30 protein-coding genes and 1 pseudogene are annotated in these 23,970 nt (G+C 67.9%); 16 read left to right on the top strand and 15 right to left on the bottom strand.

The window, feature by feature from the left end:
* Both A5780_RS27645 and A5780_RS27640 read left to right on the top strand, forming a co-directional pair.
* On the top strand, positions 1-671 hold a 671-nt coding region (locus A5780_RS27645), incomplete at its 5' end, for an alpha/beta hydrolase family protein (protein WP_064910180.1).
* A gap of 75 nt (positions 672-746) precedes the next feature.
* Positions 747-1,934 (top strand): AI-2E family transporter, encoded by a 1,188-nt coding sequence (locus A5780_RS27640; RefSeq protein WP_064910178.1) that lies wholly within the window; start codon positions 747-749, stop codon positions 1,932-1,934.
* A gap of 8 nt (positions 1,935-1,942) precedes the next feature.
* On the opposite strand, the gene A5780_RS27635 is transcribed toward A5780_RS27640, so the two are convergent.
* Complete coding sequence (locus A5780_RS27635) at positions 1,943-3,196, bottom strand: CdaR family transcriptional regulator (RefSeq protein WP_227462880.1); 1,254 nt, start codon at positions 3,194-3,196, stop codon at positions 1,943-1,945.
* 338 nt (positions 3,197-3,534) lie between these two features.
* On the opposite strand from A5780_RS27635, the gene A5780_RS27630 reads away from it, so the two are divergent.
* Together A5780_RS27630 and A5780_RS27625 are read left to right on the top strand one after the other, a co-directional pair.
* Positions 3,535-4,146 carry a dihydrofolate reductase family protein gene (locus A5780_RS27630; protein WP_064910176.1) on the top strand — a complete coding sequence of 204 codons (612 nt, stop codon included), beginning with the start codon at positions 3,535-3,537 and terminating at the stop codon, positions 4,144-4,146.
* A gap of 26 nt (positions 4,147-4,172) precedes the next feature.
* Positions 4,173-4,631: an Ohr family peroxiredoxin gene (locus A5780_RS27625; RefSeq protein WP_064910174.1), complete on the top strand. Its 459-nt coding sequence runs from the start codon at positions 4,173-4,175 to the stop codon at positions 4,629-4,631.
* Between the two features lie 60 nt (positions 4,632-4,691).
* Here the strand turns inward: A5780_RS27625 and A5780_RS27620 are convergent, their stop codons facing one another.
* The gene (locus A5780_RS27620; protein WP_064910173.1) at positions 4,692-6,188 is read right to left on the bottom strand and encodes an NAD(P)/FAD-dependent oxidoreductase; all 1,497 of its coding nucleotides are present in this window, start codon (positions 6,186-6,188) and stop codon (positions 4,692-4,694) included.
* A gap of 471 nt (positions 6,189-6,659) precedes the next feature.
* On the opposite strand from A5780_RS27620, the gene A5780_RS27615 reads away from it, so the two are divergent.
* Positions 6,660-7,457 (top strand): SAM-dependent methyltransferase, encoded by a 798-nt coding sequence (locus tag A5780_RS27615; RefSeq protein ID WP_063012068.1) that lies wholly within the window; start codon positions 6,660-6,662, stop codon positions 7,455-7,457.
* 7 nt (positions 7,458-7,464) lie between these two features.
* Here the strand turns inward: A5780_RS27615 and A5780_RS27610 are convergent, their stop codons facing one another.
* On the bottom strand, positions 7,465-8,499 hold the full coding sequence (locus A5780_RS27610) for a Gfo/Idh/MocA family oxidoreductase (protein ID WP_064910171.1): 1,035 nt from the start codon (positions 8,497-8,499) through the stop codon (positions 7,465-7,467).
* 134 nt (positions 8,500-8,633) lie between these two features.
* Positions 8,634-10,220: an MFS transporter gene (locus A5780_RS27605; protein ID WP_064910169.1), complete on the bottom strand. Its 1,587-nt coding sequence runs from the start codon at positions 10,218-10,220 to the stop codon at positions 8,634-8,636.
* Between the two features lie 102 nt (positions 10,221-10,322).
* Between A5780_RS27605 and A5780_RS27600 the strand changes: the two genes are divergently transcribed.
* Positions 10,323-10,934, top strand: coding sequence for a TetR/AcrR family transcriptional regulator (locus A5780_RS27600; RefSeq protein WP_064910167.1), 612 nt, complete (start codon positions 10,323-10,325; stop codon positions 10,932-10,934).
* Between the two features lie 28 nt (positions 10,935-10,962).
* Here the strand turns inward: A5780_RS27600 and A5780_RS27595 are convergent, their stop codons facing one another.
* Genes A5780_RS27595 through A5780_RS41385 form a run of 3 tightly spaced genes read right to left on the bottom strand, consistent with a single transcriptional unit; the run spans position 10,963 to position 12,416 of the window.
* Complete coding sequence (locus A5780_RS27595; RefSeq protein WP_063012061.1) at positions 10,963-11,760, bottom strand: SDR family NAD(P)-dependent oxidoreductase; 798 nt, start codon at positions 11,758-11,760, stop codon at positions 10,963-10,965.
* Positions 11,745-12,194, bottom strand: coding sequence for a hypothetical protein (locus A5780_RS40380; RefSeq protein WP_155525707.1), 450 nt, complete (start codon positions 12,192-12,194; stop codon positions 11,745-11,747). Before A5780_RS40380 ends, A5780_RS27595 begins: the two co-directional genes overlap by 16 nt.
* 33 nt (positions 12,195-12,227) lie before the next feature.
* Positions 12,228-12,416 (bottom strand): hypothetical protein, encoded by a 189-nt coding sequence (locus A5780_RS41385; RefSeq protein WP_063012057.1) that lies wholly within the window; start codon positions 12,414-12,416, stop codon positions 12,228-12,230.
* A gap of 8 nt (positions 12,417-12,424) precedes the next feature.
* Between A5780_RS41385 and A5780_RS42245 the strand changes: the two genes are divergently transcribed.
* Together A5780_RS42245 and A5780_RS42240 are read left to right on the top strand one after the other, a co-directional pair.
* Positions 12,425-12,655: a Scr1 family TA system antitoxin-like transcriptional regulator gene (locus A5780_RS42245; protein ID WP_063012055.1), complete on the top strand. Its 231-nt coding sequence runs from the start codon at positions 12,425-12,427 to the stop codon at positions 12,653-12,655.
* On the top strand, positions 12,646-12,789 hold the full coding sequence (locus A5780_RS42240; RefSeq protein ID WP_219823614.1) for a DUF397 domain-containing protein: 144 nt from the start codon (positions 12,646-12,648) through the stop codon (positions 12,787-12,789). The genes A5780_RS42245 and A5780_RS42240 overlap by 10 nt, the downstream gene beginning before the upstream one ends.
* Positions 12,790-12,893: 104 nt before the next feature.
* Here A5780_RS42240 and A5780_RS27575 read toward each other — a convergent pair whose 3' ends face one another.
* On the bottom strand, positions 12,894-13,433 hold the full coding sequence (locus A5780_RS27575; RefSeq protein ID WP_197521891.1) for a hypothetical protein: 540 nt from the start codon (positions 13,431-13,433) through the stop codon (positions 12,894-12,896).
* 140 nt (positions 13,434-13,573) lie between these two features.
* Complete coding sequence (locus tag A5780_RS27570) at positions 13,574-13,918, bottom strand: PEP-utilizing enzyme (protein WP_063012051.1); 345 nt, start codon at positions 13,916-13,918, stop codon at positions 13,574-13,576.
* Positions 13,919-14,055: 137 nt separating this feature from the next.
* On the opposite strand from A5780_RS27570, the gene A5780_RS27565 reads away from it, so the two are divergent.
* Positions 14,056-14,454, top strand: a complete 399-nt coding sequence (locus A5780_RS27565) for a DUF4870 domain-containing protein (protein ID WP_064910165.1) — start codon at positions 14,056-14,058, stop codon at positions 14,452-14,454.
* A gap of 133 nt (positions 14,455-14,587) precedes the next feature.
* Here A5780_RS27565 and A5780_RS27560 read toward each other — a convergent pair whose 3' ends face one another.
* Complete coding sequence (locus tag A5780_RS27560) at positions 14,588-15,013, bottom strand: DUF2871 domain-containing protein (protein ID WP_064904084.1); 426 nt, start codon at positions 15,011-15,013, stop codon at positions 14,588-14,590.
* A gap of 173 nt (positions 15,014-15,186) precedes the next feature.
* Positions 15,187-15,552, bottom strand: coding sequence for an antibiotic biosynthesis monooxygenase family protein (locus A5780_RS27555; protein WP_082976768.1), 366 nt, complete (start codon positions 15,550-15,552; stop codon positions 15,187-15,189).
* Between the two features lie 79 nt (positions 15,553-15,631).
* Here A5780_RS27555 and A5780_RS39470 point away from each other — a divergent pair, with 79 nt between their 5' ends.
* From A5780_RS39470 to A5780_RS27535, 4 genes are all read left to right on the top strand, one after another.
* Positions 15,632-16,120 carry a MarR family winged helix-turn-helix transcriptional regulator gene (locus A5780_RS39470; RefSeq protein ID WP_082976767.1) on the top strand — a complete coding sequence of 163 codons (489 nt, stop codon included), beginning with the start codon at positions 15,632-15,634 and terminating at the stop codon, positions 16,118-16,120.
* Between the two features lie 126 nt (positions 16,121-16,246).
* Positions 16,247-16,564 (top strand): DUF222 domain-containing protein, encoded by a 318-nt coding sequence (locus tag A5780_RS27545; RefSeq protein ID WP_063012041.1) that lies wholly within the window; start codon positions 16,247-16,249, stop codon positions 16,562-16,564.
* A 177-nt stretch (positions 16,565-16,741) separates the two neighbouring features.
* Positions 16,742-17,950, top strand: coding sequence for a GNAT family N-acetyltransferase (locus A5780_RS27540; protein WP_064910159.1), 1,209 nt, complete (start codon positions 16,742-16,744; stop codon positions 17,948-17,950).
* Between the two features lie 164 nt (positions 17,951-18,114).
* Positions 18,115-18,885, top strand: a complete 771-nt coding sequence (locus A5780_RS27535; RefSeq protein WP_064910157.1) for a trans-aconitate 2-methyltransferase — start codon at positions 18,115-18,117, stop codon at positions 18,883-18,885.
* A 39-nt stretch (positions 18,886-18,924) separates the two neighbouring features.
* Here the strand turns inward: A5780_RS27535 and A5780_RS27530 are convergent, their stop codons facing one another.
* Positions 18,925-19,500, bottom strand: a complete 576-nt coding sequence (locus A5780_RS27530; RefSeq protein WP_146098780.1) for a MarR family winged helix-turn-helix transcriptional regulator — start codon at positions 19,498-19,500, stop codon at positions 18,925-18,927.
* A 154-nt stretch (positions 19,501-19,654) separates the two neighbouring features.
* Here A5780_RS27530 and A5780_RS27525 point away from each other — a divergent pair, with 154 nt between their 5' ends.
* Entirely contained in the window at positions 19,655-20,149 is a 495-nt protein-coding gene (locus A5780_RS27525) for a carboxymuconolactone decarboxylase family protein (protein ID WP_231983115.1), read from the top strand.
* Here A5780_RS27525 and A5780_RS27520 read toward each other — a convergent pair.
* Positions 20,109-20,489, bottom strand: coding sequence for an FAD-dependent oxidoreductase (locus A5780_RS27520; protein ID WP_064910153.1), 381 nt, complete (start codon positions 20,487-20,489; stop codon positions 20,109-20,111). The two genes, A5780_RS27525 and A5780_RS27520, sit on opposite strands and share 41 nt — an antisense overlap.
* Before the next feature lie 171 nt (positions 20,490-20,660).
* On the opposite strand from A5780_RS27520, the gene A5780_RS27515 reads away from it, so the two are divergent.
* Positions 20,661-21,350 (top strand): class I SAM-dependent methyltransferase, encoded by a 690-nt coding sequence (locus tag A5780_RS27515; RefSeq protein WP_064910151.1) that lies wholly within the window; start codon positions 20,661-20,663, stop codon positions 21,348-21,350.
* 67 nt (positions 21,351-21,417) lie between these two features.
* Here A5780_RS27515 and A5780_RS39465 read toward each other — a convergent pair.
* Together A5780_RS39465 and A5780_RS27505 are read right to left on the bottom strand one after the other, a co-directional pair.
* A pseudogene (locus A5780_RS39465) lies at positions 21,418-21,878 on the bottom strand (YsnF/AvaK domain-containing protein).
* A gap of 187 nt (positions 21,879-22,065) precedes the next feature.
* Positions 22,066-22,695 (bottom strand): MlaD family protein, encoded by a 630-nt coding sequence (locus A5780_RS27505; RefSeq protein ID WP_064910149.1) that lies wholly within the window; start codon positions 22,693-22,695, stop codon positions 22,066-22,068.
* 356 nt (positions 22,696-23,051) lie between these two features.
* On the opposite strand from A5780_RS27505, the gene A5780_RS27500 reads away from it, so the two are divergent.
* The gene (locus tag A5780_RS27500) at positions 23,052-23,882 is read left to right on the top strand and encodes an oxygenase MpaB family protein (RefSeq protein ID WP_197521890.1); all 831 of its coding nucleotides are present in this window, start codon (positions 23,052-23,054) and stop codon (positions 23,880-23,882) included.
* Positions 23,883-23,970 lie beyond the last annotated feature (88 nt).

Here is a 23,970-nt window from a genome sequence, read left to right as displayed (position 1 = left end):
TGGTGCCGTTCGGCGGCGCCAGCAGTTACTTCACCGACTGGCGCGCCGACGATCCGGTGCTGGGCCGGCAGCGGTGGACGACGTTTCTGACCGAGGAACTACCACCGATCATCGATTCCGGCTTCGGCGGAAACGGCAGGAACGCGATCATCGGAATATCGATGGCGGGGACCTCGGTCTTTCAGCTGGCACTGGCCGCCCCGGGCTTGTACAAGGCGATCGGGTCGTACTCGGGCTGCGCGCGCACCAGCGATCCGCCGGGGCAGCTCATCGTCGACGCGGTCGTGGGCGGCGGCAGGGGCAACACCGTGAACATGTGGGGCCCGCCGACGGACCCGGCCTGGGCGGCCAACGACCCCTACCTGCACGCGGACCGCTTGCGCGGCACCGCGATCTACGTCTCCACCGGCACGGGCCTACCCGGACCGCTCGACACCCTCGACGGTCCCGGAATCCGTTCCAGCCCAGCAAAATTGGCCGATCAGATCCTCGTCGGCGGCGCCCTGGAAACCGGCGCGGTCCGCTGCACCCGCGAACTCCGCACGAGACTCACCGAGCTCGCCATTCCCGCCACCTTCGACATGCGTCCCACCGGCACCCATTCCTGGGGCTACTGGCAGGAGGACCTGCACCGGAGCTGGCCGGTGTTCGCTCGGGCACTGGGACAGTGAGCCCACCCGAGTTCGGCGCGGACCCGCCGCTCCGGTCCGGCCCGGGCACGGCGCGCGGGCGCTACGCTGCCAAGAATGGGTAGTTCCGCCGATTCGGACGCCGAACGCGGCTCGCAGGGCGAGCCGTCGGTCCCGGAGCCGATCGCGGCAGCCGAACGCGCGGCCTCCGAGTCGGCCGGCGTGCAGCACCCGCACGGGCGGCCGGGCCCGCGGTTCGACCGCAATTCTCCGTTCGTGATCGGCGTGACCGGCGGCCTCGGCGTCCTCCTCGCGATCGGCATCGTGGACATGCTGGCGACCGCACGACAGGCCCTCGTGCTGGTGGGCGTGGCGCTGTTCCTGGCGATCGGGATCGAGCCGCTGGTCGCCTGGCTGAATCGGCGCCGGTTGCCGCGCTGGGCCGCCGTCGCCGTCGTATTCGGCTGTGCCACACTGCTCGTCGCCGGATTCCTGGCCGCGGCGATCACACCGCTCGTCACCCAGGGCGGCGATCTTGTCGACCACGCCTCCGACCGGCTGCACGACCTGGAGAACCAGTACCCGCTGATCCGATCGTGGTCGCAGCGTCTGCACCTGGATCAGGAACTCGAACACGGCCTCACCGACAACCCCGAGCTGCGCCACGGTCTGCTCGGCGCCGGTGAGCGCGTCTTCGGCGTCTTGGCCAGCGCGTTGATCGTGGCGGTGCTGACCATCTACTTCTCGGCGAATTTCCCGCGCATCCGGCACAGCCTGTACCGGTTCTTCCCGCAGTCGCGCCGCCCCCGCGCGATCCTGCTCGGCGACGCCATCTTCGCCAAGGTCGGCGGATACGTCCTGGGCAATCTGCTGATCTCGCTGATCACCGCGATCGCCACGTTCATCTGGCTGACCGTGTTCTCGGTGCCGTACCCGCTGATCCTCTCGGTGCTGGTGGCTTTGCTGGACCTGGTGCCGCTGATCGGCTCGACGGTCGCCGGGCTGATCATCACCGCCGTCGCGCTGACCGTCTCGCTGCCGGTCAGCATCGCCACGGCCGGATTCTTCCTCGCGATGCGGCTGCTGGAGGACTACCTGCTCGTCCCGCGCATCATGGACCGCACCGTCCGGGTGCCGGCGGTGGTCACGGTGGTGGCGATCATTCTGGGCGGCGCGCTGCTCGGCATCCTCGGCGCACTGCTGGCGATCCCGTGTGCCGCCGCGGTGCTGCTCATCGTGCAGGAGGTGGTCTACCCGCACCTGGACGCCACCACCGAGCGGCCACCGGCCGGTTCCGGCGCGTAGGGCCCGAATCAGGCGGGCCGGCGCACCGGCGTGGACGCATCGCGGTCGGCGATGCTGAGCCGGGCGATCAACGCCGAACGCAAATACCACAATCCGGTGGTGCGGGACGGATCGAAGCCGGTCAGCTGGCCGATGCGGCGCAGCCGATAATCGATGGTGTTCGGGTGGATGCACAATTGCCGCGCGGCGCGCTGCCGGTTGAGGTCGGTGTTGAAGAAGACGTGCAGCGTTTCCAGCAGCTCGGGGTGGTCGTCCAGGGGTGCCAGCCGGGCGTCGAGGATGTCGCGGCCGATGCCGGGCCGGGTGAGCTGATACTGCAGCGCGAGTTCGGCGAAGCGATGCACTCCGGGCCCGCGTCCGAGCCGGCGCACCGTGTCGAGCAGGTCGTGCGCCTGCTGCGCCGCGGCCGGGACGTCGGCCGCGGCGGCGCCCACCACCGCGGCGGTCAGCGGCACGCCGGCCAGCTCGGACAGCCTGGTGAGCAGATCGTCCAATTCCGTTTCCGTGCAGGCGGTTTCGGGGATGAGCACCGTGCCGCCGTCGACCGAGAGCATCGCCAGCGGCTGATCGCGCAGCAGTTTCGCCAGCGCGGCCTGCACCCGCCGCAGTTTTCGGCGCGCGACCACGTTCCGGTCCAGCCGCGGATGCGTTTCGTCGGGATGCGGCGGAATCCACAGGGCGAGAACGTGATACCGCTCGGCGATCCGGATCCCGCATTCGCGCGCCAGCTTCGTGGTGGCGTGCCCGCCGAGCAACGCCGAGGTGAGGGTGTGCACGGCGGTGTGGTGTTCGACGGCGTCGGCGCGGCGCTCCTGGACGTAGACCTTGCTGACGGTCGCTGTGATCAGGTCCAGCAATTCCAGCGCGGTGGCGGTGCCCCGGACGACGAGTTCGGCATCGCTGGCCTTGGCCCGGGCGAACAGCAGGTCCAGTCCGGCCTTGAATCCCTCGTGGACCGCGTGCACGACCACCTCGATCGGGATGCCGGCGCGGCACCAGCGCGCGGCCGCGGCCCGCAGCCGATCGGTGCGTTCGGGAAGGCCCCCGCCGTTGACCCGGCGGATCGACCATTCCACGCAGATCCGCGCGACGGCCGACACCTCACCGGACATCACATCGGCGGACAGGGTGGTGAACGGCGCCACGGATCCGCCGAGGTGCAGGACCAGTTCCCGGGACATGGCCTGCGCGTCCCGCATGGACAGCGAGGTGGCGCGGCCGGACATCGCGCGCTCAGCACCGACTGTGCTTGCTGTAGTCACTCTGACCTCCTTGTCACGGATCGGTGACCAGGCGATATCGACACCGCCCGATCACCGGCCGTAGGTGTTACCTGATGGAACGGTAATGCGAGCCTCCGCTCACCTTCTACTCCGTTTTGGACATTTTCGACACCCCGCCGCATAGCCTCTGACCTGCTCGAATAGGTGACTGCACGAGCAGATCTGCACATTTGGCGACAAAATATGGGGAACCGCTCACTTTTTGCCCCACTCCCGTCGCCACACTCGCGCCGCCGGAGATCGTCGCCGGCACCGATGACTTCCGCGCGCTCGCGCCGTCGGATCGTGCAACAGGACTTATCGGACCAGGAGACAACATGCGCACGATCACGGCCGGCTTGTTCATCGCTCTCGACGGCGTCGTCGAGAATCCGCAGGACTGGCACTTCCCCTATTACAACGAGGAGATGGGCGCGGCGGTCGACGCCCAGCTCGGCAGTGCCGACACGCTGCTGCTGGGGCGCAAGACCTACGACAGCTTCGCCGACGCCTGGCCCACACGCGAAGCCGCGGGCGGGCCCGACGCGGAGTTCGGCCGCAAGCTGGGCGACGCCCGCAAGATCGTGGTGTCACACAGCGAGCACACCTTCACCTGGCGCAATTCCGAAGTGCTGCAGGGTGATCTGATCGCCGGGGCGACGGCACTGAAGCGGGAATCCGGCGGTGATATCGCCATCTCCGGCTCGGTCTCGGTGGTGCGGGCACTGCTCGGCGCGGGACTGCTCGACGAACTGCATCTGCTGGTGCACCCGATCGCGGTGCGGTCCGGCATGCGCCTGTTCGACGACGCCGAGGCCACTCTCCCGCTGACTCTGCTTCGCTCGACCGCCTTCCGCACCGGCGTCGTCCATCTCGTCTACGGACCCGGACACCACCTCGAGGGCGACTACGACCAGGCCAAACAACATCTGGCCCACGACGAGGACTGAGCACCGCGACCGGGTGACGTACACCGATTGCGTCACCCGACGGGCGCGACGGCGCGGCCGACATCACCTACACCGCAGTCGCGACCTCCACCGCCGAGGGCCGCAACGGCGGTCGCGCGACCTCCGACGACGGCGCACTGGACATCACCCTGGCCGGGCCGAAGGCGCTCGGCGGCGCGGGCGGTGGCAGCAATCCCGAACAGTTGTTCGCCGCGGGCTGGGCCTCATGCTTCGTCGGCGCGGTCCGGCGGGTGGCAGCGGCGAAGAAGGTGACGCCGAGGGATCTGGCCGTGGTCGCCGAGGTGACCCTGCACCACGACACCGAGCGCGACGAGTTCCGGCTCAGCGCCGCACTGCATCTGGAAGCATCCGGGATCGACCAGCAGACCGCGGACGAGCTCGTCGCGGGCGCCCATCTGGTCTGCCCGTATTCCAAGGCCACTCGCGGCAATATCGAGGTCGAACTCGACGCCACCGTGGCCTGACCGGAAGACCGCCCGGCGCAATGGCTTTCGCGCCGGGGCGGTCCTCTCGGGCGAGCAGGGTCAGGCTCCGACCGTTTCGGCGGCGGCCGTGCGGTGCACCGGTGCGAAGCTCGACGCCGGCGGGCGACGCAGCATCCGGGCGTAGGTACGCACGGAGGCGGGCCAGGGGTTGGTGATCGCGCCGCTGTCGTGGGTGTACCAGCTGGGCACATCCGCCGACCACACCGTGGTGGCGAGCGCGTCGGCCAGCCATGCTCGATACGCCGCCATCGCGTCGGCCCGCACCTCGATCGCCGCCGCACCGATCTCGTCGCGCCAGCGCAGGCAGCGCATGATGTAGGCGATCTGATGCTCCTTCATCGCCGGATTGCTGCCCGCCGGAGTGAACGAGTTGGGTCCGGCGATGAGGAAGGCGTTGGGAAATCCCGGCACCGCCAGGCCCATGAAAGCGTCAGCGCCCGAACGCCATCGGTCCTGCAGAGACTGTCCACCACGCCCCCGCACGGTGATCGGGGCCAGGAATTCGGCGGCGCGGAATCCTGTCGCGTAGACGATGACATCGGCGTCGTAGCGTCCGCCGTCGGCGGTCACGACGCCGTCGCGGGTGATGCGGGCGATCGCCGAGGTGGTCAGTTCCACGTTGTCGCGACCCAGCGTGCGATAGAAGTGGCTGTCGAAGACGATGCGTTTGGCGCCGATCGGATAGTCCGGGGTGAGCCGTCCCCGTAGCACCGGATCGGCGACAGTACGCCGAAGGTACTGCCGCGCAATCCATTCCGCGGGCCGGGCGGGCCAGCGGCGGTGCATGATCGGCGCCAGCAGCGAGTCGGCGGCCTGGTGCAGACCCCAGCGGTAGGCGCGCTGCGCCCCGGGCAGCCGCAGCGCCGCTCGCGTCGCCGGACCGAATTCGGCGGCCGGTTTGGGAAGGATCCACTGCGGAGTGCGCTGGAATATCCGCACGGAGTCGGCCGTGTCGGCCAACGTGGGAAGGCATTGTGCCGCACTGGATCCGGTGCCGATCAGGGCGATCCGCCGCCCGCGCAGCTCGGCCGCATGATCCCAGTCGGCGGTGTGGAACGACGCGCCGCCGAATTCGTCGCGGCCCGGGATCTCCGGAATGTTCGGCCGATGCAGTTGACCGACGGCGAAGACCACGACATCGGCGGTGAACCGAAGCCCGTTCGCGGCCCGCAGTTCCCAGCACGAACCCGATTCCGAGTAGGTCGCCTCGGTGACGGCGGTGTCGGTGTACAGATGGCCGGGTAGCCCTTCCGCGCCGGCGACGGCCCGCAGATATTCCAAGGTCCGGCGGCGCCCCGGGAATCGGATGCCGGTACTGCGGTACGGCGCGAACGAGAACGAATACAGGTGCGCCGGTACATCACAGCTACATCCCGGATAGGTATTGTCTCGCCACACGCCCCCCAATTCGGGCGATTCCTCCAGGATGACGAAATCGTCCATCCCCGTGCGCCGTAGCGCCGTTCCCATGCCTATCCCCCCGAATCCGGACCCGACGACGACCACTGTGCTGTGCAAGCCCTCTACCACCTCCATGTGAGACGAGATACTCAGTAACCGATCGGCAACCTTACGTGCCGGGGGGCGTAATTCCTAAATACCCGATCGCGCGGATGGAATGGCAGCCGCCGAACTCGAGTGCCGATGTGGACAACGTTCCAGATTGGACGCTTGATTAGTGTCACGGCGCGCAAGGCTTCCACCTATCCGAAGGCGCGTGTCAGACATACTCCCCAACAGCCGCCACCAACAAAACCGAACCAACTAGCACATTCTTAGCTAACCAGTCGTCGCTGTCGAGTTCCCCGCGAACGACGTTGCCGCACACGAGCCGTCGCACACGGTCGCCCGCGCCGCACACGCGCTCCCCCACTGCGGGTCCGAATATCTCGGCCCTGCAACATATTCCGGCACAACCGTTGCGCGGAGGTTTATAATCGCGTAGTTCGCACCGACGAGATGCCGCGCGGTTCGGCGGCGCCCACACCTACGGGGAGCTCAGCACATATGGCCATCGACGATCCGGCGCAGATCCGCACCGATATTCCGCACTCGGCGCGCATCTGGAATTTCTGGATGGGCGGCAAGGACAATTACGAGGTCGATCGCGCCGTCGGTGAGGCGAGTCTGCAGATCGATCCGGATATCGCGACCATGGCGGTGCAGTCGCGGCAATTCCTGATCCGGGCGGTGCGCCATCTGGCCGGCGAGGCCGGAATCCGGCAATTCCTCGATATCGGTACCGGTTTGCCGACGATGCAGAACACCCACGAGGTCGCCCAGAGCGTCGCGCCCGATGCCAAGGTGGTCTACGTCGACCACGATCCGCTGGTTCTCGCCCACGCTCGCGCGCTGCTGACCAGCACCACTCCGGAGGGTGTGACGACCTACGTCAACGCCGATTTCCACGAGCCGGAGAAGATCATCGCCGAGGCGCACGCCATCCTGAATCTGCAGGAGCCGGTGGTCGTCATGTTCATGGGCGTGCTCGGTCACGCCCGCAGTTACGAGGACATGCTGCGCATCGTTCGCACGGTGCTGGCGGCGGTGCCGTCCGGTAGTTATCTGGTGCTCTGGGACGGCACCGACGACAGCCAACCGTATGTCGACCTGTGCGCCGAATACGCGAAAACCGGTGGCACGCCGTATTATCCGCGCACGCGCGCCGAGATCGCCGCGGCCTTCGACGGACTCGAGCTCGTCGATCCCGGCTTCACCTGCATCACGCAGTGGCAGCCCGACTCCCGTGAGGTCGGCCGCGCCGCCGACATCGCCGCCTACGGCGGTGTCGCCCGCAAACCCTGACGGGCGTTCATCGAGCCGCCACCGCGCGCGCCCGCTCGATGACGCGCAGGGCCGCCACGGCATCGGCGGGGTCCACCGGCGGTTCGCCGCCGTCCAGCAGGGCGGCGGCGACCCCGGCGTAGAAGTCCGGATAGGCGCCGGGTTCGCTGGGGGTCAGGCGCAGATCGCCTTCGGCGCCGAGCTGACCCCAGTCGACGGGATCGACACTCCCCCACGGCTGTCCGTCGCCGGGACGACGACCGGCTCGCAGTGCCGCCTCCTGCGGATCCAGTCCGTAACACACATACCCGGCCTCGGAGCCGAGCACCCGCAAGCGCGGGCCCAGCTGTGGCGCAACAGCACTCATCCATAGATGCGACCGCACACCCGAGGCATGGGTGAGCGCCACGAAGGCATCGTCGTCGGCCAGCACACCGGGACGGCGGGCGTCGAGCTCACAGTAGACGTCCTCGACCGGGCCGAACAGGTCGAGCGCCTGGTCGATCAGGTGACTGCCGAGGTCGTAGAGGATGCCGGCGCCTTCGTCGGCGCCACCGACCTCTCGCCACCCGCCCTTGGTGTGCGGGCGCCAGCGTTCGAAGCGGGATTCGAAGCGGCGCACCTCACCCAGCGCGCCGTCGGTCATCAGCCGGCGCACCGTGCGAAAGTCGCTGTCCCAGCGCCGATTCTGAAAGACCGTCAGCATGACGCCGGCCCGTCGAGCGGCCTCGATCATCGCCTCGCCCTCGACGGCGGTCAGGGCGAAGGGTTTGTCGACCACCACCGGCAGCCCGGCCGCCACGGCCCGCAGCGTCAGTGGTTCGTGGGTGCGGTTGGGGCTCGCGATCACCACCAGATCGATATCCGTTGCGGCGCAGAACAACTCGTCGACTGTTGCGAATACCCGTACGCCGGGGTGGTCGGCGCGCGCCTGGTCGGCTCGTTCCGGCGAGGAGGTCACCACCGCGGCCATCCGGAGCCGAGGGTCGGCGGCGATCAGTGGAGCGTGAAAGACCGCTCCGGACAATCCGTATCCGATCACCGCCACATTCACCTGCGCCATCGCCGCTCCTCGATTCGACTTCCGCCGCGCGGACCGACACCCACGCCCGCGCGTGGCCGACGCCGGGCCGGCCCGCGTCCATCACAACACGCCTTCCTACTCCGGCGCGGTGACGCCGGCCCCGACACACCGAATCAGCGCTGCCCTGCTCCGGCAGCCGATTCGGCGCCGGCGGATTCGGCCCCGGCCGTTTCGGCACCCTCCGATTCGGCACCGGATCGCACGCGAGAAGGTGCCCACACTCCGAGGATCGTCGCGATCACCAGCGTCACCACCCCGAGCACGAGGGTGGCCTGGTGCAACCCGTGCGCGAAGGCGAATTTCGCTTGGTCCGCAAGCGGTTTCGCCTGCGGGCCGATGCGTTCGGTCACGGCCAGCGCGCCCGCGAGCGAGCCGGTGACGGGCCCGCGGATCGGTTCGGGAATCCGGTCGGCGATCTCGGCGATGCGGTGGCTGTAACCGGCCGCCAGCACGCTGCCGGCCAGGGCGATCCCCAGCGCGGCGCCCATCTCGCGAGCGGCGTCGTTCACCGCGGCCGCCACCCCCTGTTTGTCCGCCGGCGCCCCGTCCACGATCGCCGCGGTGGCCGGCGCCGCGGCCAGGCCGAGGCCCGTGCTCATGATCAGCAGCGGCCACAGCACATCCACGAACGTGCTCGCGGCCGTCAACCGCGACAGGCACAACAGGCCGATTCCGACGACGACCAGACCGACCGTGGTGGGCAGCCGCAGTCCGAACCGCTGCGCCAGCCACGGCGCGATCACCGACAGGGCCACCATCGGCACGATCATCGGCGCCATCGCGACCGCCGACAGCAGCGGCGAATAGCCCAGGATCAATTGGAAGAACTGCACGATCACCATGAACAGCCCGAACGAAACCAGGAACTGCACCGCCACCGACAGCGTCCCGGCGCCGAAACCCCGCCCGGCGAACAGCCGCACATCCAGAAGCGGGTGCTGGGCACGCAATTCGATCACTGCGAAGGCCGCGCCGACCGCCAGCCCGGCGACCACAGCGCCCAGCACCAGCGGATCGGTCCAGCCGCGTTGCGGGGCCTCGAGCGCCGCGATCACGATCAGGCCCACCGCGCCCGCCCCGCTCACCGCTCCCCAGGGATCGAAGCGCGCGTGCTCGCCGTCGTGCGATTCGGGAACGGTGCACGCCGCGACCGCCAGAATCGCACCCGAAATCGCCATCGCGAGCGTGATCGACAGCCACGACCAGCGCCACAGCAGCACTCCGGAACCCAGGATGCCGATGACCGCGCCGCCGCCGACCGTGCCCGCCCAGATGCCGACCGCGACATTGCGGCGATCCGGTTCCACCCCGGAGGTGAGCAGCGACAGCGTCGACGGCATCACCAGTGCCGCACCCACTCCGGCGATCGCTCGCGAGCCGATCAGCCATTCCGGGCCGTGGACCACCAGCGGGATCGCGGAGGCGATCGCGAACACCGCCAGCCCGATGATCATGACGATGCGGCGGCCGTAGCGGTCGCCCAGAGCGCCGGCAGGCAGTACCAGACATGCCAGCGCCAGGGTGTAACCGTCGATGATCCAGGTCAATTGGGACTGCGTGGCACCTGTCGCCGAGGCGATCTGCGGCAGGGCGGTGTAGAGCGCGGCCATCGACGCGACGACCAGCGCCACGGCCAGGCAGGACACCACGATCACCCATCGGCTGCGCACGGGAACGAGCTCGGTCTTGGTTGCGTTCATCGCGCCTCCCGAGAAACGATACTTTCAGTTTCGCTATGCTACTCGCAGTATCGTTTCTGTCCCGTGCGGCCGTCGATCTTGCCGAGGAGGAATCCTGAGACCATGACATCGACTGCCGGGATGGGATCCGAGGACGATCCGCGCAAGGCGCGCTCGCGTCGCCGCCTCCTGACCGCCGCGGCCGAGCTGTTGCGCGACGGCGGACTCGACGCGGTCACCATCGATGCGGTGACGCGGCGTTCGGGCGTCGCGCGCACCACGCTGTACCGGCATTTCGACACGGTGGCACAGTTGCGTACCGCGACGTTGGAAGAGCTGATGCCGCCCGTGGTCGAGATCCCGGACGCGGGTCCTCTGCGCGAGCGGCTGATCGAACTGCTCACCCGGCAGGCCGCGGCGATCAACGACGTCCCGCTGCATCTGACCACGCTGGCGTGGCTGGCGACCGGGGACGCGCAGGCGCACGGCGAGGGCGTGCGGGAAGGTTCGCTGCGCACTCATCTGATCGACACCTATCGCCGCCCGTTCGACGAACTGTTCGACGACCCGCGGGCACGCGCACTGCTCGGCGACCGGGATCTCACGGCGGTGCTGGCGCAGCTCGTCGGGCCGATCGTCTTCGTGCGGCTCACCGGCATCGGCCGCGCCGGACGCGACGACTGTGCCCGCATCGTCGACGATTTCCTCGCCGCGTGCGAGCGCGATCGCGGCTGAAAAGATCTGCGTGCGAGGCGGTTTCGCGTCAGTAATACACGGGTCCCGGCACGCCGCCGCCGGCCGCGACGGCGTCGCCGGTGATCGCGATGCTGCGCGGCGAGGCCAGGAAGGTGACGACGTCGGCGACCTCGCGGGCGTCGATCACCCGGCGGATCGAGTTGGCGGCCAGACCGGCCTCCAATTCTTCGACAGTGGCACCGGATTCAGCGGCCTGGGCGGCCAGGCGTGCGGTGAGTCGTTCGGTCCGGGTCAGCCCCGGGTGCACGACCGTCACGTTGATCCCGTGCGGGCCGAGTTCGTCCGCGAGATTCTTCGTCAGGGCGGAAACGCCGACGTTGCGCACCGTCTGGGCGATCGAATTCGCTTGCCGCGCACCGAGTCCGCTGATGTTGACGATTCGCCCCCAGCCCTGCGCGATCAGATGCGGCGCGACGGCGCGGGCGGTGCGCAGATAGCCGAGCACCTTGATCTCGACCTCACGGCGCACGATGTCGTCGCTGGTGGCATTCAGATCCGCGGGCGAGCCGGCACTCCACGGCGTGGCCGCGGCATTGACCAGGATGTCGACCCCACCCAGCTCCGCCACGGTGCGCTCGACCAGTGCCCGCACCTGCTCGTCGTCACCGGTGTCGGTGGGCACCGCCACGATCCTCCGTCCGCTCTCCCGGGCGAGTGCCTGCGCGGCCGCCGCGAGCGGTTCCGCGGATCGGGCGGCGAGCACCACGTCCACGCCCTCGGCCGCGAGTCCGCGCGCGACGGCCAGCCCGATCCCCTTACTGCCGCCGGTGACGATGGCCCGCTTACCGCTCAGCTGCAAATCCATGGGAGCGACGGTAACAACGCCTGCCGTGCGCGTCGCGGATCCGGATCGGAGTGAATGGAATCCGGCTCGGTGATCCCCGTTCTCGCCGGTGTCGGTTCCCCGGATCGACGCGCACAGCCTTTGACGGCCGAACAGATCGTGCAAACCTGGCCGGTTTCGGCGGTTTTCGCGCAATTCCGTCGAGGTTTGCACGAAAAATTCGGGGTGTGCGGACTGTCGGCTCCGGCGGTCACCGAAGCGGCCGCCACCGCAGGCACGTCACCGCGACGAGCGTTCCGGACGGCACTACCAGTCCGCGTTTGTTCTCGTGCGGCGGCGGCGAGATCGCTGCCCGGCGCATACTCGATCACCTCGCCAATGGTCGTGTCGCGCGCCTGACTGATCTCGATATGCCGGGTCTTCTTCATCGTCCACACCGCTTCCAGGCCGTTCACCTCGGTGCATCTGGTCCTGTCGTCCGGCACCGCCTACCCCTGTTCCCGCATATCGGCGACCAGCCCGTACAGCACGCTCAGCAGGGTGCCGAGGTCCGCGCCCGTCGCCACCGGCAGCTCGCTACCGGTCGGGTCGAGCCGGATGCCGCGCGCGGCGGCACGCTCGCGCAGCCTCCGAGCCGGAGGAACAATTTCCGCAACACTTGAACCCGGCGCTGACACAACCGCCGGTGGTATACATCGAGGGCTACGCCGGAACCCTGTACCTGGACAAGCCAACCGAGATCGAGGTGTACCGACAGGCGCTGTCCGACATCGCCGCTGTGGCGCTGGACGAAGCGGAGTCAAGGGCTCTGCTGGAGAAGATCGAACAGGAGTACAGAGCGTCAGTACCGAAACGTCATCCGCGAAGTGGTTCAAAAGCAGCCGAAGCCGCGACGGCGGAGAGTGCGTGGAGGTAGCGCACCTCACCAACGGTGCGGTCGGAGTTCGCGACTCCAAAAACCCCACCGGCCCCGTGCTCCTCTTCACCCCCTGTGAATGGGACGCCTTCACCACCGGCCTTCAGGACGGCAAGTTCGAGCGACCGGCGTAGCAGCACGGAGTTCGAGCAGCCGCTCACCGAGTACGGCACAGGACAACCGGTAACCCGCTCCTGGATCGCGTTCGACCACTGATCGAGGCTTCGGACTTACTCGTCTAGGACGGTAATGCCCTGTCGATACCGAGCGTGGCAATGAGATCTTCGTGCAGTTCGAACCACACTCGGTGGGCCGAGTCGTGTTCGGTTCCGGTGACCATCTCGGGATTATCGGCGGCCAGGGACAGGGCCGCGGCGAAGCGAGTGTCGTAACCGGCGAACCGGGCGAGCCGTTCGGTGAGCGTATTCGTCAGCGGAACCAATTCCTTTGCGAGGCTTACCAGTTCGGCAAGGATCGGCCTGTCCCGTTGTGCGTCCCGGTGGTCGTTGTCCTGCATGCTGCCATCGGGAAGGATGGTCAGTTGCCAGGCGGTGCACGCCTGCACCAACCGTGCGTTGAGCGGGAGAAACATGCGATAGACGCCTTCCACCAACGCTTTCGCCCCACACTCGGAAAGCTCCTCGGCGAGTTGCCGCTCGTTCTGCGCACGTCCGCTCTCGGTGAGCGACCACCCTGCGTCCGTCCCGAAACGGAAGCGGCTGATCCAACCGCGCTCCCGGAAGTCCCGCATGTGCGACTCGGTGAGGTCGACAGGCATTCGGTATCGGTCGGCCGCCGCGTGCGTATCAACGAACCCGCCGAGGCGAATTGCGTGCAACGCGAGCAGCGAACTGCGTGAAACGTGCGTCATCGCGGACTTCCCTTTCGTATCGAGCAGCCATGTCTGGGGAAGCGACGTCAATGGTGGGTCGAGCGAGCGGCATGAACGTGTCCCTTGGTTCCATCGACCGAGATGTTCCGATGATTCGCCAGGGTCTCCATCGCTCCCTCGGCCGCCACCACGGCTGGAATCCCGAACTCGCGGGCGACGATTGCCGCATGGGACAGAATTCCCCCGGTTTCGGTCACCACCGCGGCGGCAACACCGAAAAGCGCTGTCCACGACGGATCTGTCACGCGACAGACGATGACATCGCCCGGCTCCACCACGTCGAAGTCGTCGACACCGCGCACCAGCCGGACCGGGCCGGCGACAACACCACGACTGGCCGCAACGCCGGTGACAATGGGCGCTTCCGGCATCTGGTTCCTCCTGTCCACCGCGATTCGACTCGTCAAACATAGGTTGACGCTCACGCGCCCGTCAACTATCGGTTGACGGCAGGGTCCGCAGGGAAAGTTGGGATCGGTAGGAGGCGCGCGCGGCGTCTACTCACCCCATGACATTTTCTCAACCTCCCGCGAACCAACCGCAGTCCGCCGGCCTGGACAAGAAGACCAGCGCGATCCTGTCGTACGCGCTGGGCTGGCTCACCGGAATCATCTTCCTCTTCATCGGAAGGCACGATCCCGATGTGAAATTCCATGCCTCCCAATCGATCGTCTTCTTCGGGGCGGTGTCGGTGCTGAATATCGTCCTCAGCATCCTCGGCTCGCTCCTCGGAGCCCTGGGCATCCTCTTCAGCCTCGCCGGACTCGTCCTCGCGGTCTTCGCGGTCGTCGTCTGGATCATGGCCATGGTCCAGGCGAACAACACCGGCGGTGTCCGCGCAGCGCTGCCCATCGTCGGACGATTCACCGCCCCTTACGCCGACCGGTTGGCCAACTCGATCAAGTAGCGGCGAAGTCGCCCCCGCATGACAGCCACATGCGACAGCCCGAAGATCAACGGCCCGAGACCATCTCGGGCCGTTGGCGTCCGCGGGGAACAGTCCGGGCATCCGCCCCGGAGGTCACCGATTCGGCCGCGGGTCAGGCGGGTACCACCTCCTCGCGGCGGGTCGTGATGGCCTGGTGCACGGCGACGAAGAACAGCACGAATCCGATGGTCAGCAGGACGTGACCGACGCCGGCCAGCTCCGCCAGTGGCATGGATTCGCCGTACCCGAGGACGGTCCGGGAACCGATGATCGTCATGCAGGCCACGGTCCAGAGGACAGCGATGTTGTAGACCGCGAAGAACCAGCGATAGGCGCGGGTGTTCGACAGGGCGAGTTGATGTTCGAGCACCAAGACGATCAGAAAGAACAGTGTTCCCAACGCCAGCAGGTGAGTGTGGACTACGGCGAGTTCGGTCTTGCCGGTGAACTGATGGGCCTTGGTGAGTTCGCGATAGACCAGGCCCGACGGCAGTCCCAATGCGGTGTAGCCGACGGCGGCCCAGTAGAGCTGTTTCATCGAGTCCTCGTTCGCGAAATATTGAGCGGTCGTTCGAAGGTGGAGTGGTCAGGCCGACAGCTGTGCGGTGGGCGCTGGGCGTCGGCCTGCTGAGCCTGGGTGCCCTGCGGTGTGACATGGTTGTTCTCCTGGGACACCCAGGCGGTGAACCGTTGTCCGACAAGCCATCCGGCCTACCGGGACAGCACGTCGCCAGGTCCCAATTCGACGGTGAGATGGAAGATCATCGGCCGTGCGGTGAGGTCGAGATCGTTCTGGATCCGCAGCGTCAATTCACGCCATTCCGCAGTGCCCAGTGCGTTACGCAAGGCGGTGCCGCTGTCCCAATCCCCGACGTTGACGAAGATCACCTCGGCCGCCGCGCCGGCCGCCTGGAACATCCGGGTTCGGCGGAAACCGGCGGCGGCCGCCATGTACTGGGCGCTGTCACGCCAGCGTTGCAGGAACAGGTCCCGCTGCGCCGCGGGGACCGACATCGTGTTGATCACTGTGACCGGCGCGTCGGTGTCAGGGACGAAGGGAGCGCTGGGATTTGTCATATTGTCACATTAAGTGACAATCACGTTTTTTGTCAATACGCTTAGATGGCAATAATGTTGGATTGCTAGTGTGGTTGTCATGACGAACCGGCCGCTGGACTCACGCGCGGCATTCCTGTTGTCGCAGATCGGTTTTCACGTGTCGTACCAGCTCACCGAGCAGCTGGCGCGATTAAATCTCGACCCGGCCCACTTCGCAGTCCTCACCCAACTGGCCGTTGCGGATGGCCGCAGCCAGCAAGAACTCGCGGATCTGCTGCGGGTCCACCGCAACGCGATGGTGGGACTGGTCGACGAGCTCGAAGAACGCGCACTGGTGACCCGGCAGCCGCATCCGGCCGACCGGCGCGCGCACGCGGTCCACCTCACCGACAATGCCCGCGAGGTACTCGAGTCGATGCAATCCGAGGCCGACGCACTGGAATCGGAAGTTCTCGCACCGCTCGACGAGAGCGAGCGAGCTCAGCTCCTTCCGCTCCTTCAACGCATCGCCGCCCACGCCGGTCTTCCTCCCGGCGTACACCCCGGCCTCCAGCGACGGCGCCGCGCACGTCGAGCACCGCGGTGAACTCGGCCACCGACTTCCCAGCTCGATGAGCCCGGAACGCAAACCACGCGACGCTGCCGCAAAGTTCGACGCGCTGGCCGAACCGATTATCGAACAAACGTTCGAGCATGCGCTACGCTAGCCGGCGTGAACACACATTCGACTGCATTGGCACCGAATGCTCCGGCACAGAGCTGGTCGGACCTGGCCGATGTCGACTTGCTGCGCACCCTCGTCGAAACCGAACGCCGCCGGCGTCGATTGGGTGCGGCCATGGTCGCGGCCGTCGCCGAGGCCGAGCGCCGCGGTCTCGCCGCCGACACCGGCTACCGGGACACAGCGGAGCTGTTGAGTGATCTCCTGCGAATCAGCGCCTCCGAGGCGCGCCGGCGCATCGAATACGCCGCTCCGCGAGCCCGATCCCGCGCCAGAAAGGCATGGCGAGCGATGGCGGCGGCAGGCTGAGGCCGAGCACGGTTCGGGACCGCGGAATTCATCGCCGAGCAGCTGCGACGCGGCGGTGCCACCAGAACATCCGGCCGCCCTGCCGGTCCGCATCGCGCTGATTCCCGGCAGCGGCCCGCTAGCGTGGTCCGGGAAGCGCGGCGCACGAAGTGCCCGGCCCGTCCTCGGAGGTGATGAATGACCAGCGGCCCAGCCGTCGAACTCGTGACGCTGACCGACGCCGATGAGGTACGTGCGGCGGGAGAGATCTTCCGTACCGCGATGGTCGGGCTGCCGCCGCTGCCGGACGGCGCCGACGGACTGGTCGAGCCGGGGCGCACGCTCGGGGCGCGCCTGGACGGGCAGCTCGTCGGGGCCGTCGACTCCTACAGCAGTTGGCTGGCGGTGCCCGGCGGACAACGTCTTCCGCACGCGGCCGTCACACATGTCGGCGTGCTGCCGACCCACACGCGCCGGGGTGTGGTGAGCGCGCTGCTGCGGCGTCAGCTCGCCGATATCGCCGAGCGCGGTGAAGTGGTCGCGAGTCTGCGCGCCACTCAGGGCGGGATCTACGAGCGGTTCGGCTACGGTGTGGCCGGCTCGTACGCGACGCTCGAGGTGGATCGGCGACAGGCCCGGTTGCGCGACACCGTTCCCCAGGGCGGGCCGGTGCGCTACCTCGACGCCGGGAACCGCTGGGAGATGCTGGCGAAAATCTATGCGGCCGCTGATATTTCGTGGAACGGCGCGATCGACCGGCCGCCGTATTGGTGGCGTTTCCAGGAGTTGGTCGCAGGCAACGCCGGCTGGACGGTGGTGCACGGCGACCCCGGCGCCGAGGACGGATTCCTGCGCTACCGCCCCTCGGACAGCACCGGCTGGCCGCGCAATCCGCAGCGCACCATCGTCGTCGACGACTGGGTGGCCACCACGCCCGCGGCCTATCGCGGACTGCTGCGGCATCTGCTGACCCACGACATCGTGGACCGGATCGTGGTGACCTTCGCGCCGGTGGACAGCCCGCTGCGGCATCTGTTCACCGATGAGCGCGTGGTCACCGTCGCCGGCGTGCACGACGAGACCTGGCTGCGGCTCGTCGATGTCCCCGCGGCGCTGGGACGCCGCAGCTACCGCGAGGCACCGGCGGTGGTCCTCGCGGTGACCGACGACATCCTGCCCGTCAACACCGGCTCCTACCGGATCACCGCCGACGCCGTCACCCGCGTCGACGCCCCCGCCGATCTCACCACCGACGTGGCCGCCCTCGCCGCGGTCTACCTCGGCGGATCCACCTGGCAGCACCTGGCCCTGGCCGGCCGGATCGGCGAAAACCGCAGCGGCGCAATCGAAGACGCCGACAACCTGTTCACCACAACCTCCGCCCCGTTCGCCGGCACCTACTTCTGACCGGCGAGACGACCCACATCGGCGCCGGGCCCGCGCGGACGGGCCGCGGCCTCGCCGCCCAGTTGATCGCCCAGTCACTGCCACGATGATCGCGAGCCGAATCCGCCCCTCGGCACTAATATGACGCTCGTACGGTTTAGCATCTTCGGCGAGGGGAGCAGCTCATGTGGGATCCCGAGAAGTACCGCAGATTCGGCGACCACCGTTCGCGGCCGTTCTTCGAACTGATCGCGCGCATCGACGCCGAGAATCCACGCCGGGTGGTCGACCTGGGGTGCGGGCCCGGGCAGCTGACCGGCGTGCTCGCTCAGCGGTGGCCGAAGGCGCGGATCGACGCGTTCGATTCCTCGCCCGAAATGGTCGCGGCCGCACGGGAATCCGGTATCGACGCCGAAGTGCGCTCCGCCGAGGAGTGGCAGCCCGCACCCGATACCGACGTCGTGGTGACCAACGCGGTGCTGCAGTGGGTGCCGACGCATACCGAGCTGCTGCCGCGATGGGTGGCGGCGCTGCCGTCCGGGGCGTGGCTGGCATTGCAGGTGCCGGGCAACTTCGACGCACCCTCCCATGTCGCCATCCGCGAACTCGCCGCGCGCGACGAGTGGCGGCCGCGCCTGGAATCGAGCGGCATCCTGCAACCCCGCGACGTCCTCGACCCGAGCGGTTACGCGGCGGTGCTCACCGCGGCCGGATGCACGGTCGACGCCTGGGAGACCACCTATCTGCAGCGGCTGACCGGCACGGATCCGGTCCTCGAGTGGGTGACCGGGACCGCCCTGCGACCGGTGCGTGGCGCCCTCGACGACGAGGAGTGGGCGCGCTTCACCACCCAGCTCGCCCCACTTCTGCGCGCGGCCTACCCCCAGCGCGCCGACGAGACGACGTGGTTGCCGTTCCGGCGAATCTTCGCCGTGGCGCACAAATCCGGCGATTAGCTGTCGAGCACCTCCCCCGGGCCGAACAGCAGCGTGGCGTCAACTCTTGTCGCCGGTCGTCACCGCGTTGTTGACCGGGCAGCTACCTTCGCTTCGGCCGCAGGCGTCGAAGTCGCAGAGGCGACACAGCCACGGTTGTGAACGGTCGTTGCCGCGGGCTGCGCGTTGTTCGGCTCTGGCGAGGGTCATCGTGGTCAGCATCGCGTCCAGCGTTGCCGCGAGATTGTCGATCTCGTCCGCGGACAACGCGGACAGCGCACTCGTCAGCGACTTCTCGCGCGTCCGGAGTATCCGTGCGGCCATGTCCCGGCCGTCCCGCGTGAGGACCACGGACACCGCCCGCCCATCCTGTGCGCCGCCGCGCTCGACGAGGCCTTCGGCGACGAGGCGGTCGACAAGGCGCACCGTGCCCGAGTGCGACAGGCCGAGAACGGAACTCAGCTGCGTGACCGATCCACCGTCCAGGAACTGATGCATCGCGGCAAGGGCGGCGGGGGCCGACGGGCCGAGCGCCGCGACCGCTTCGACGGCAGTGTTCATCCCGTCGGCGACGACGAGACTCAAGGCGCCCAGAACGTTGGCTGCATGGTGAAGGCTTGACTGGGTTTGCGTCACGGTCCTAGTTTATATGCATGAGTCACACATATTCCAGCGAAAACCGTTCTGCCTGAGCCCCCGCCCGGCGGCCACACCGTAGCGCCACGCCGTATCCGATCTGATCTCGCGCAGCCGCCCGTCCAGCAGGCCGAGGCGGGCACGCCGGCGGTAGATGACCGGCCCGGATGGGCGCACACAAACAACGAAGGACACAACCATGGAAGCACGCATGAAGAGCGTGGCGAATCCCGACTTGCTCACCGGAATCCAGCATCTGCACAAGGCAATTCACGCCGGTGGCGTCGATCCACTCGTGCTCAAGCTGGTCCATCTGCGGGCCAGCCAGATCAACGGCTGCAGCCCGTGCGTGTTCGCGGGCGTCGAGTCGGCGAGAAAGCTCGGGGAGACCGAGCAGCGGCTGCACAGCGTAGTCACCTGGCGCGAGACCCCGTTCTTCACCGAAGAGGAGCGGGCAGCGCTCGCGTTGACCGAAGCCGCCACCCGGATCCAGGACGGCTCGCCGGGAGTGACCGACGAGATCTGGGACGCGGCCGCCGACCACTTCGACGAGAACCAGATGTTCGCGATCATCCTGAACATCGCGATCACCAACTTCTTCAACCGGATCAACCACACGATCCGGGAGCAGGCCGGCAAGACCTGGTGAAGTCGCGGACCGCGTCCACAGCACGCCGGGCGCCCTCGGCGGCGGATTCCATGGTGGAGCGCAGTTCGGTGCGGGTCCAGTCACCGGCGCGGACCAGGCCACGCACCGGCGTGGCCTGGTCCAGGCGCAGGGATTCGAAGCCGGGATGCGCGGAGAAGGTCGCCTGGGATTGGTGAATCACCTTCGTGCGCAACACCTTCGCGGTCCGCGCCTCCGGATAGTGGCTGCGCAGCGATTCGAGCGCGGCCGCGACGAACGCCTCCCCGGGGCAGGTGCACAACCTCCCAGAACCACCGCGACGTGCGGCGCGCTCGCGCTCGGTCGACGAGATATTGAGCATCTATTTCACTCATCCGATCACGCTGCGAGGAACCGGCGTCGCACGCCCGGTCAACAAAGGCACGCCCCGGAAGGCGCACTCCCACCGCCCGCGCTCCCGGCAAGAGACGCGGCCGTAGCATCGAATGAGCTCCACCTTTGTCTGATAGCCCCGACCGATGCGGAGGACATCATGACCACACCGAGCGATTTCACATTCGAGAACGCGTACCAGGGCGAGGGCGGCCCGTTCTCGGGCGCCAAACCGCCCTGGAGTATCGGCGAGCCCCAACCCGAGCTGAAAGCGCTTGCCGACCAAGGGAAATTCCACGGCGACGTCCTCGACGTCGGCTGCGGCGAGGCCGCCATCTCGCTGTATCTGGCCGAGCGCGGCTTCACGACGGTCGGGCTGGACTCCGCCCCGACCGCCATCGAGCTGGCCCGCGCCGAGGCGAAACGACGCGGACTGACCACCGCCACCTACGAGGTCGCCGACATCACCTCGTTCACCGGGTACGACGGCAGGTTCGGCACCATCGTCGACAGCACCCTCTTCCACTCGATTCCGGTCGACCAGCGGGACGGGTATCAACGGTCGATCGTCCGGGCGGCGGCCCCGGGCGCGTCCTACTTCGTGCTCGTCTTCGACCGCAAGGCGTTGCCGGCCTCGCCCGAGGGATTCGGCCCCAATCCGGTGACCGAAGCGGAACTGCGCGAAGCGGTTTCGAAGTACTGGGTCATCGACGACATCCGCCCGGCTCGCATCCACGGCAACGATCTCCCCCGCGACGCACCGGTGCGGTTCGAGGATGTGCGCGACGAGCCCGGCGGCCGCAGCTCGGTCCCCGCGTGGTTGCTGCAAGCCCACCTGGCTCTGGCCTGACGGCGTTGTCGGATACCCCCGGGCGATAGGGCCGGGCCCGGTTCGGGCCCGGCTCACATCATCGTGGTCAGCGTTCGTCCGGGAAGCGGCGATCCTCGTAGCGTCCGGGATCGGTGCCCTCGGTGTCGATGCGCTCCTTGCGCACGGTGTCGCCGACGGTCTCCTGTTCCTCGACATCGTCGACGGCCAGGCGCACGCGTTCGACCGGCACGGTCTCCTTGTCCACGGCACCCGGTCGCGGTGCAGGGTGACCTCCTGTTCCTCGTCGCCCAGGGAGGTCTGCCCGTACACGCCGGCGTCGGTGACCGGTTCGCGCTCCACGCGGACCTCTTCGTGGCTGGTCGGCACCGTGACGGTCTGATCCTCGGTGACGACGTACTTGCGCAGGCGCGCGGTGCCGCCGCCCGGCAGGCCGGCGCCCACTCCGCCCACATCGGTGATCGTCCAGTTACCGGAACGCCGGAGGGTGATGGTGTAGCTCGCCGTCGCGGCGACACCGTCGGGGGTCTGGCGGCTGCGGGAGCTCATGTCGACGAAGACCTGCACCACATATCGATCGCCGTCGCGCTGAGAAACCTTGGCCGCCAAAGGTTTTGCGGTCGAAGTGTACTGCATCTCGGTCAGCAGCGGCCCGACCACATTCACGGCGGCGTTCATCTTCACCTTCAGCGCGTCGGTGATTCCGGTGTCGAGGGCTCTGCGCCAGAGCTACGAGTCATCGCAGCGCTCCGATCACCTGCAGCAGCACGACGGCATCCTTGGTCACATCGCCCTCGATGACCACGTTGAGCACGGCGGTGCCGGAGAACATGAATCCGAGACGGTCGCGCATATCGTGCAGGCGCTGGGACAGGTTCGCGGTGGCGGCGAGGGTGCGATCGAGTTCGGCGGTCCCGGCGGCGGCATCTTGGACATCGGCGGCCACTCCGGCTGCGAGTTCCCTTGTCTCCCCAGCGTTGTCGGGCAGAACGCTGTCGAGACGCGCGATCGCGTCCTGCAGGCGGGTGATGCTGCCGCCGTTGACGAAGGTGGCGATGCGCTGCAGCATCTCCTCGACCTGCGGTCCCGGGTCGGTATCACGCAGCGAGATCGTGTCGCCGTCGCCGAGCAGCGGCCCGGCGCCGTCCGCCGGGGGCAGCAGCGCCAGATAGATATCGCCGAGCACCGTCGTCTGCCGCAGCTCGGCGCGCGTACCGCGGAGCAGTCGCACCGAGGAGCGAATCTCGACGTGCGCGACCGCGGCGTCGGCAGCGACGAACCGCCCGGGCGCCGCGCGCTCGACCGGAGTGCCGGGCAGCGCGCCGGACTCCGCCTCCGGCGCCGTGGGGTCGGTGAACGCACCCATATCTGCCTCCAACCCGGGCAGCACTGCCCGGTGGATAGAGAACCCATGATCACTTATCGTCCGGTCGGCGCTCCCACTACCGGAAAGACTGATAGAAACAGTGCCCTAGATCTATCAGCCGTAGTGACATATTTCGTTCGCGTACCGGGGCGGTATTCGGAGTTTCCACCGAGCGAGCAGTGGCAGCACGAACAGCGGAACGACGCGGCGCTGAGAGACTTTCGTTTGCCATCTATCAAATCGGGGCGATCCGTGTCACACTCGTTGATAGTTACAGCGGTCGATTTCTATCAACCCGCAGCGCTCTCGGCGCCGAGTGAGAGGGCCAGGAGATGACCACTCGAGGACGAGAACCGGTGACAACTTCTTCGGTGCGCCCGATAGGGCCGGGATCGGCGACCTGGCGCTGGGGCGTCGACTGGCGCGCGGTCCTCGCGAGCCGGGCGATTCTGCTGCTGGAGGTCGCCCATCCGGTCGTCGGCGCCGGCGTCATGGACCATTCCGAATTCCTCAGCGACCGCTGGTCCCGCATCACCCGCACGCTGGCATCAGTGCGGCGTATCAACGGATTTCACGGATCCGAGGCCGCGGTGGCGGAGGGTCTGCGGTTGCGCGAGATCCATCGCGACATCTCCGGCACCGATGCGCGGGGGCGGCGGTATCACGCGTTGAACGCCGACGCCTACTTGTGGGTGCACGCCACCGGATACGCCGGACCCGCGCAGGTGCGCCGCCTGTTCGACGGGCGAGTCGACGACGAACGCGAAGAGGCGCTGTTCCGGGAGTGGCGCGACCTCGCCGGCGTCCTGCGCATCCCGGAACGCGTCGTTCCGCGTAGCCGGACCGAGTTCTGGGATCACTACCGGCACACGGTCGCAGACGTCCTGGAACGCAACGACGCCACCGACCTGCTTCTCGAACTCGACCGCCACCCCATGCCGGTCCCGCCGAAACTCCATACGCCGCAAGTGGTCTGGAACGGATTCGCCGTGCCGCTGGCCGCTCTGCTGCGCCTCACCACCGCGGGCACGATGCCACCCGAACTGCGGGAGCGGCTAAGCGTGGCGTGGTCGCCGGCGCGCGAGCGGCAGTTCGACCGCGCCGTCACCGCCGTGCGCGCGCTGGACCGGGTACTGCCCGAGGCGGTGCGCCATCCGGTTGCCCGCCGCACCGACGTCCTGCCCTGAAATTCCCTGCCCCGTCGACGGCGATTCGCTGGCCGAGATCGCGCTGTTCCACCAGCCGGAGCTGTTCGCCGCGTTCGCGTTGCCGTCC

The sequence above is a fragment of the Nocardia sp. 852002-20019_SCH5090214 genome (assembly GCF_001665865.1).
GTDB classification, from domain to species: Bacteria; Actinomycetota; Actinomycetes; order Mycobacteriales; family Mycobacteriaceae; genus Nocardia; species Nocardia nova.
Note: the sequence above shows the minus strand (reverse complement) of the source record. Positions and strands in the feature narration are given on the sequence as shown.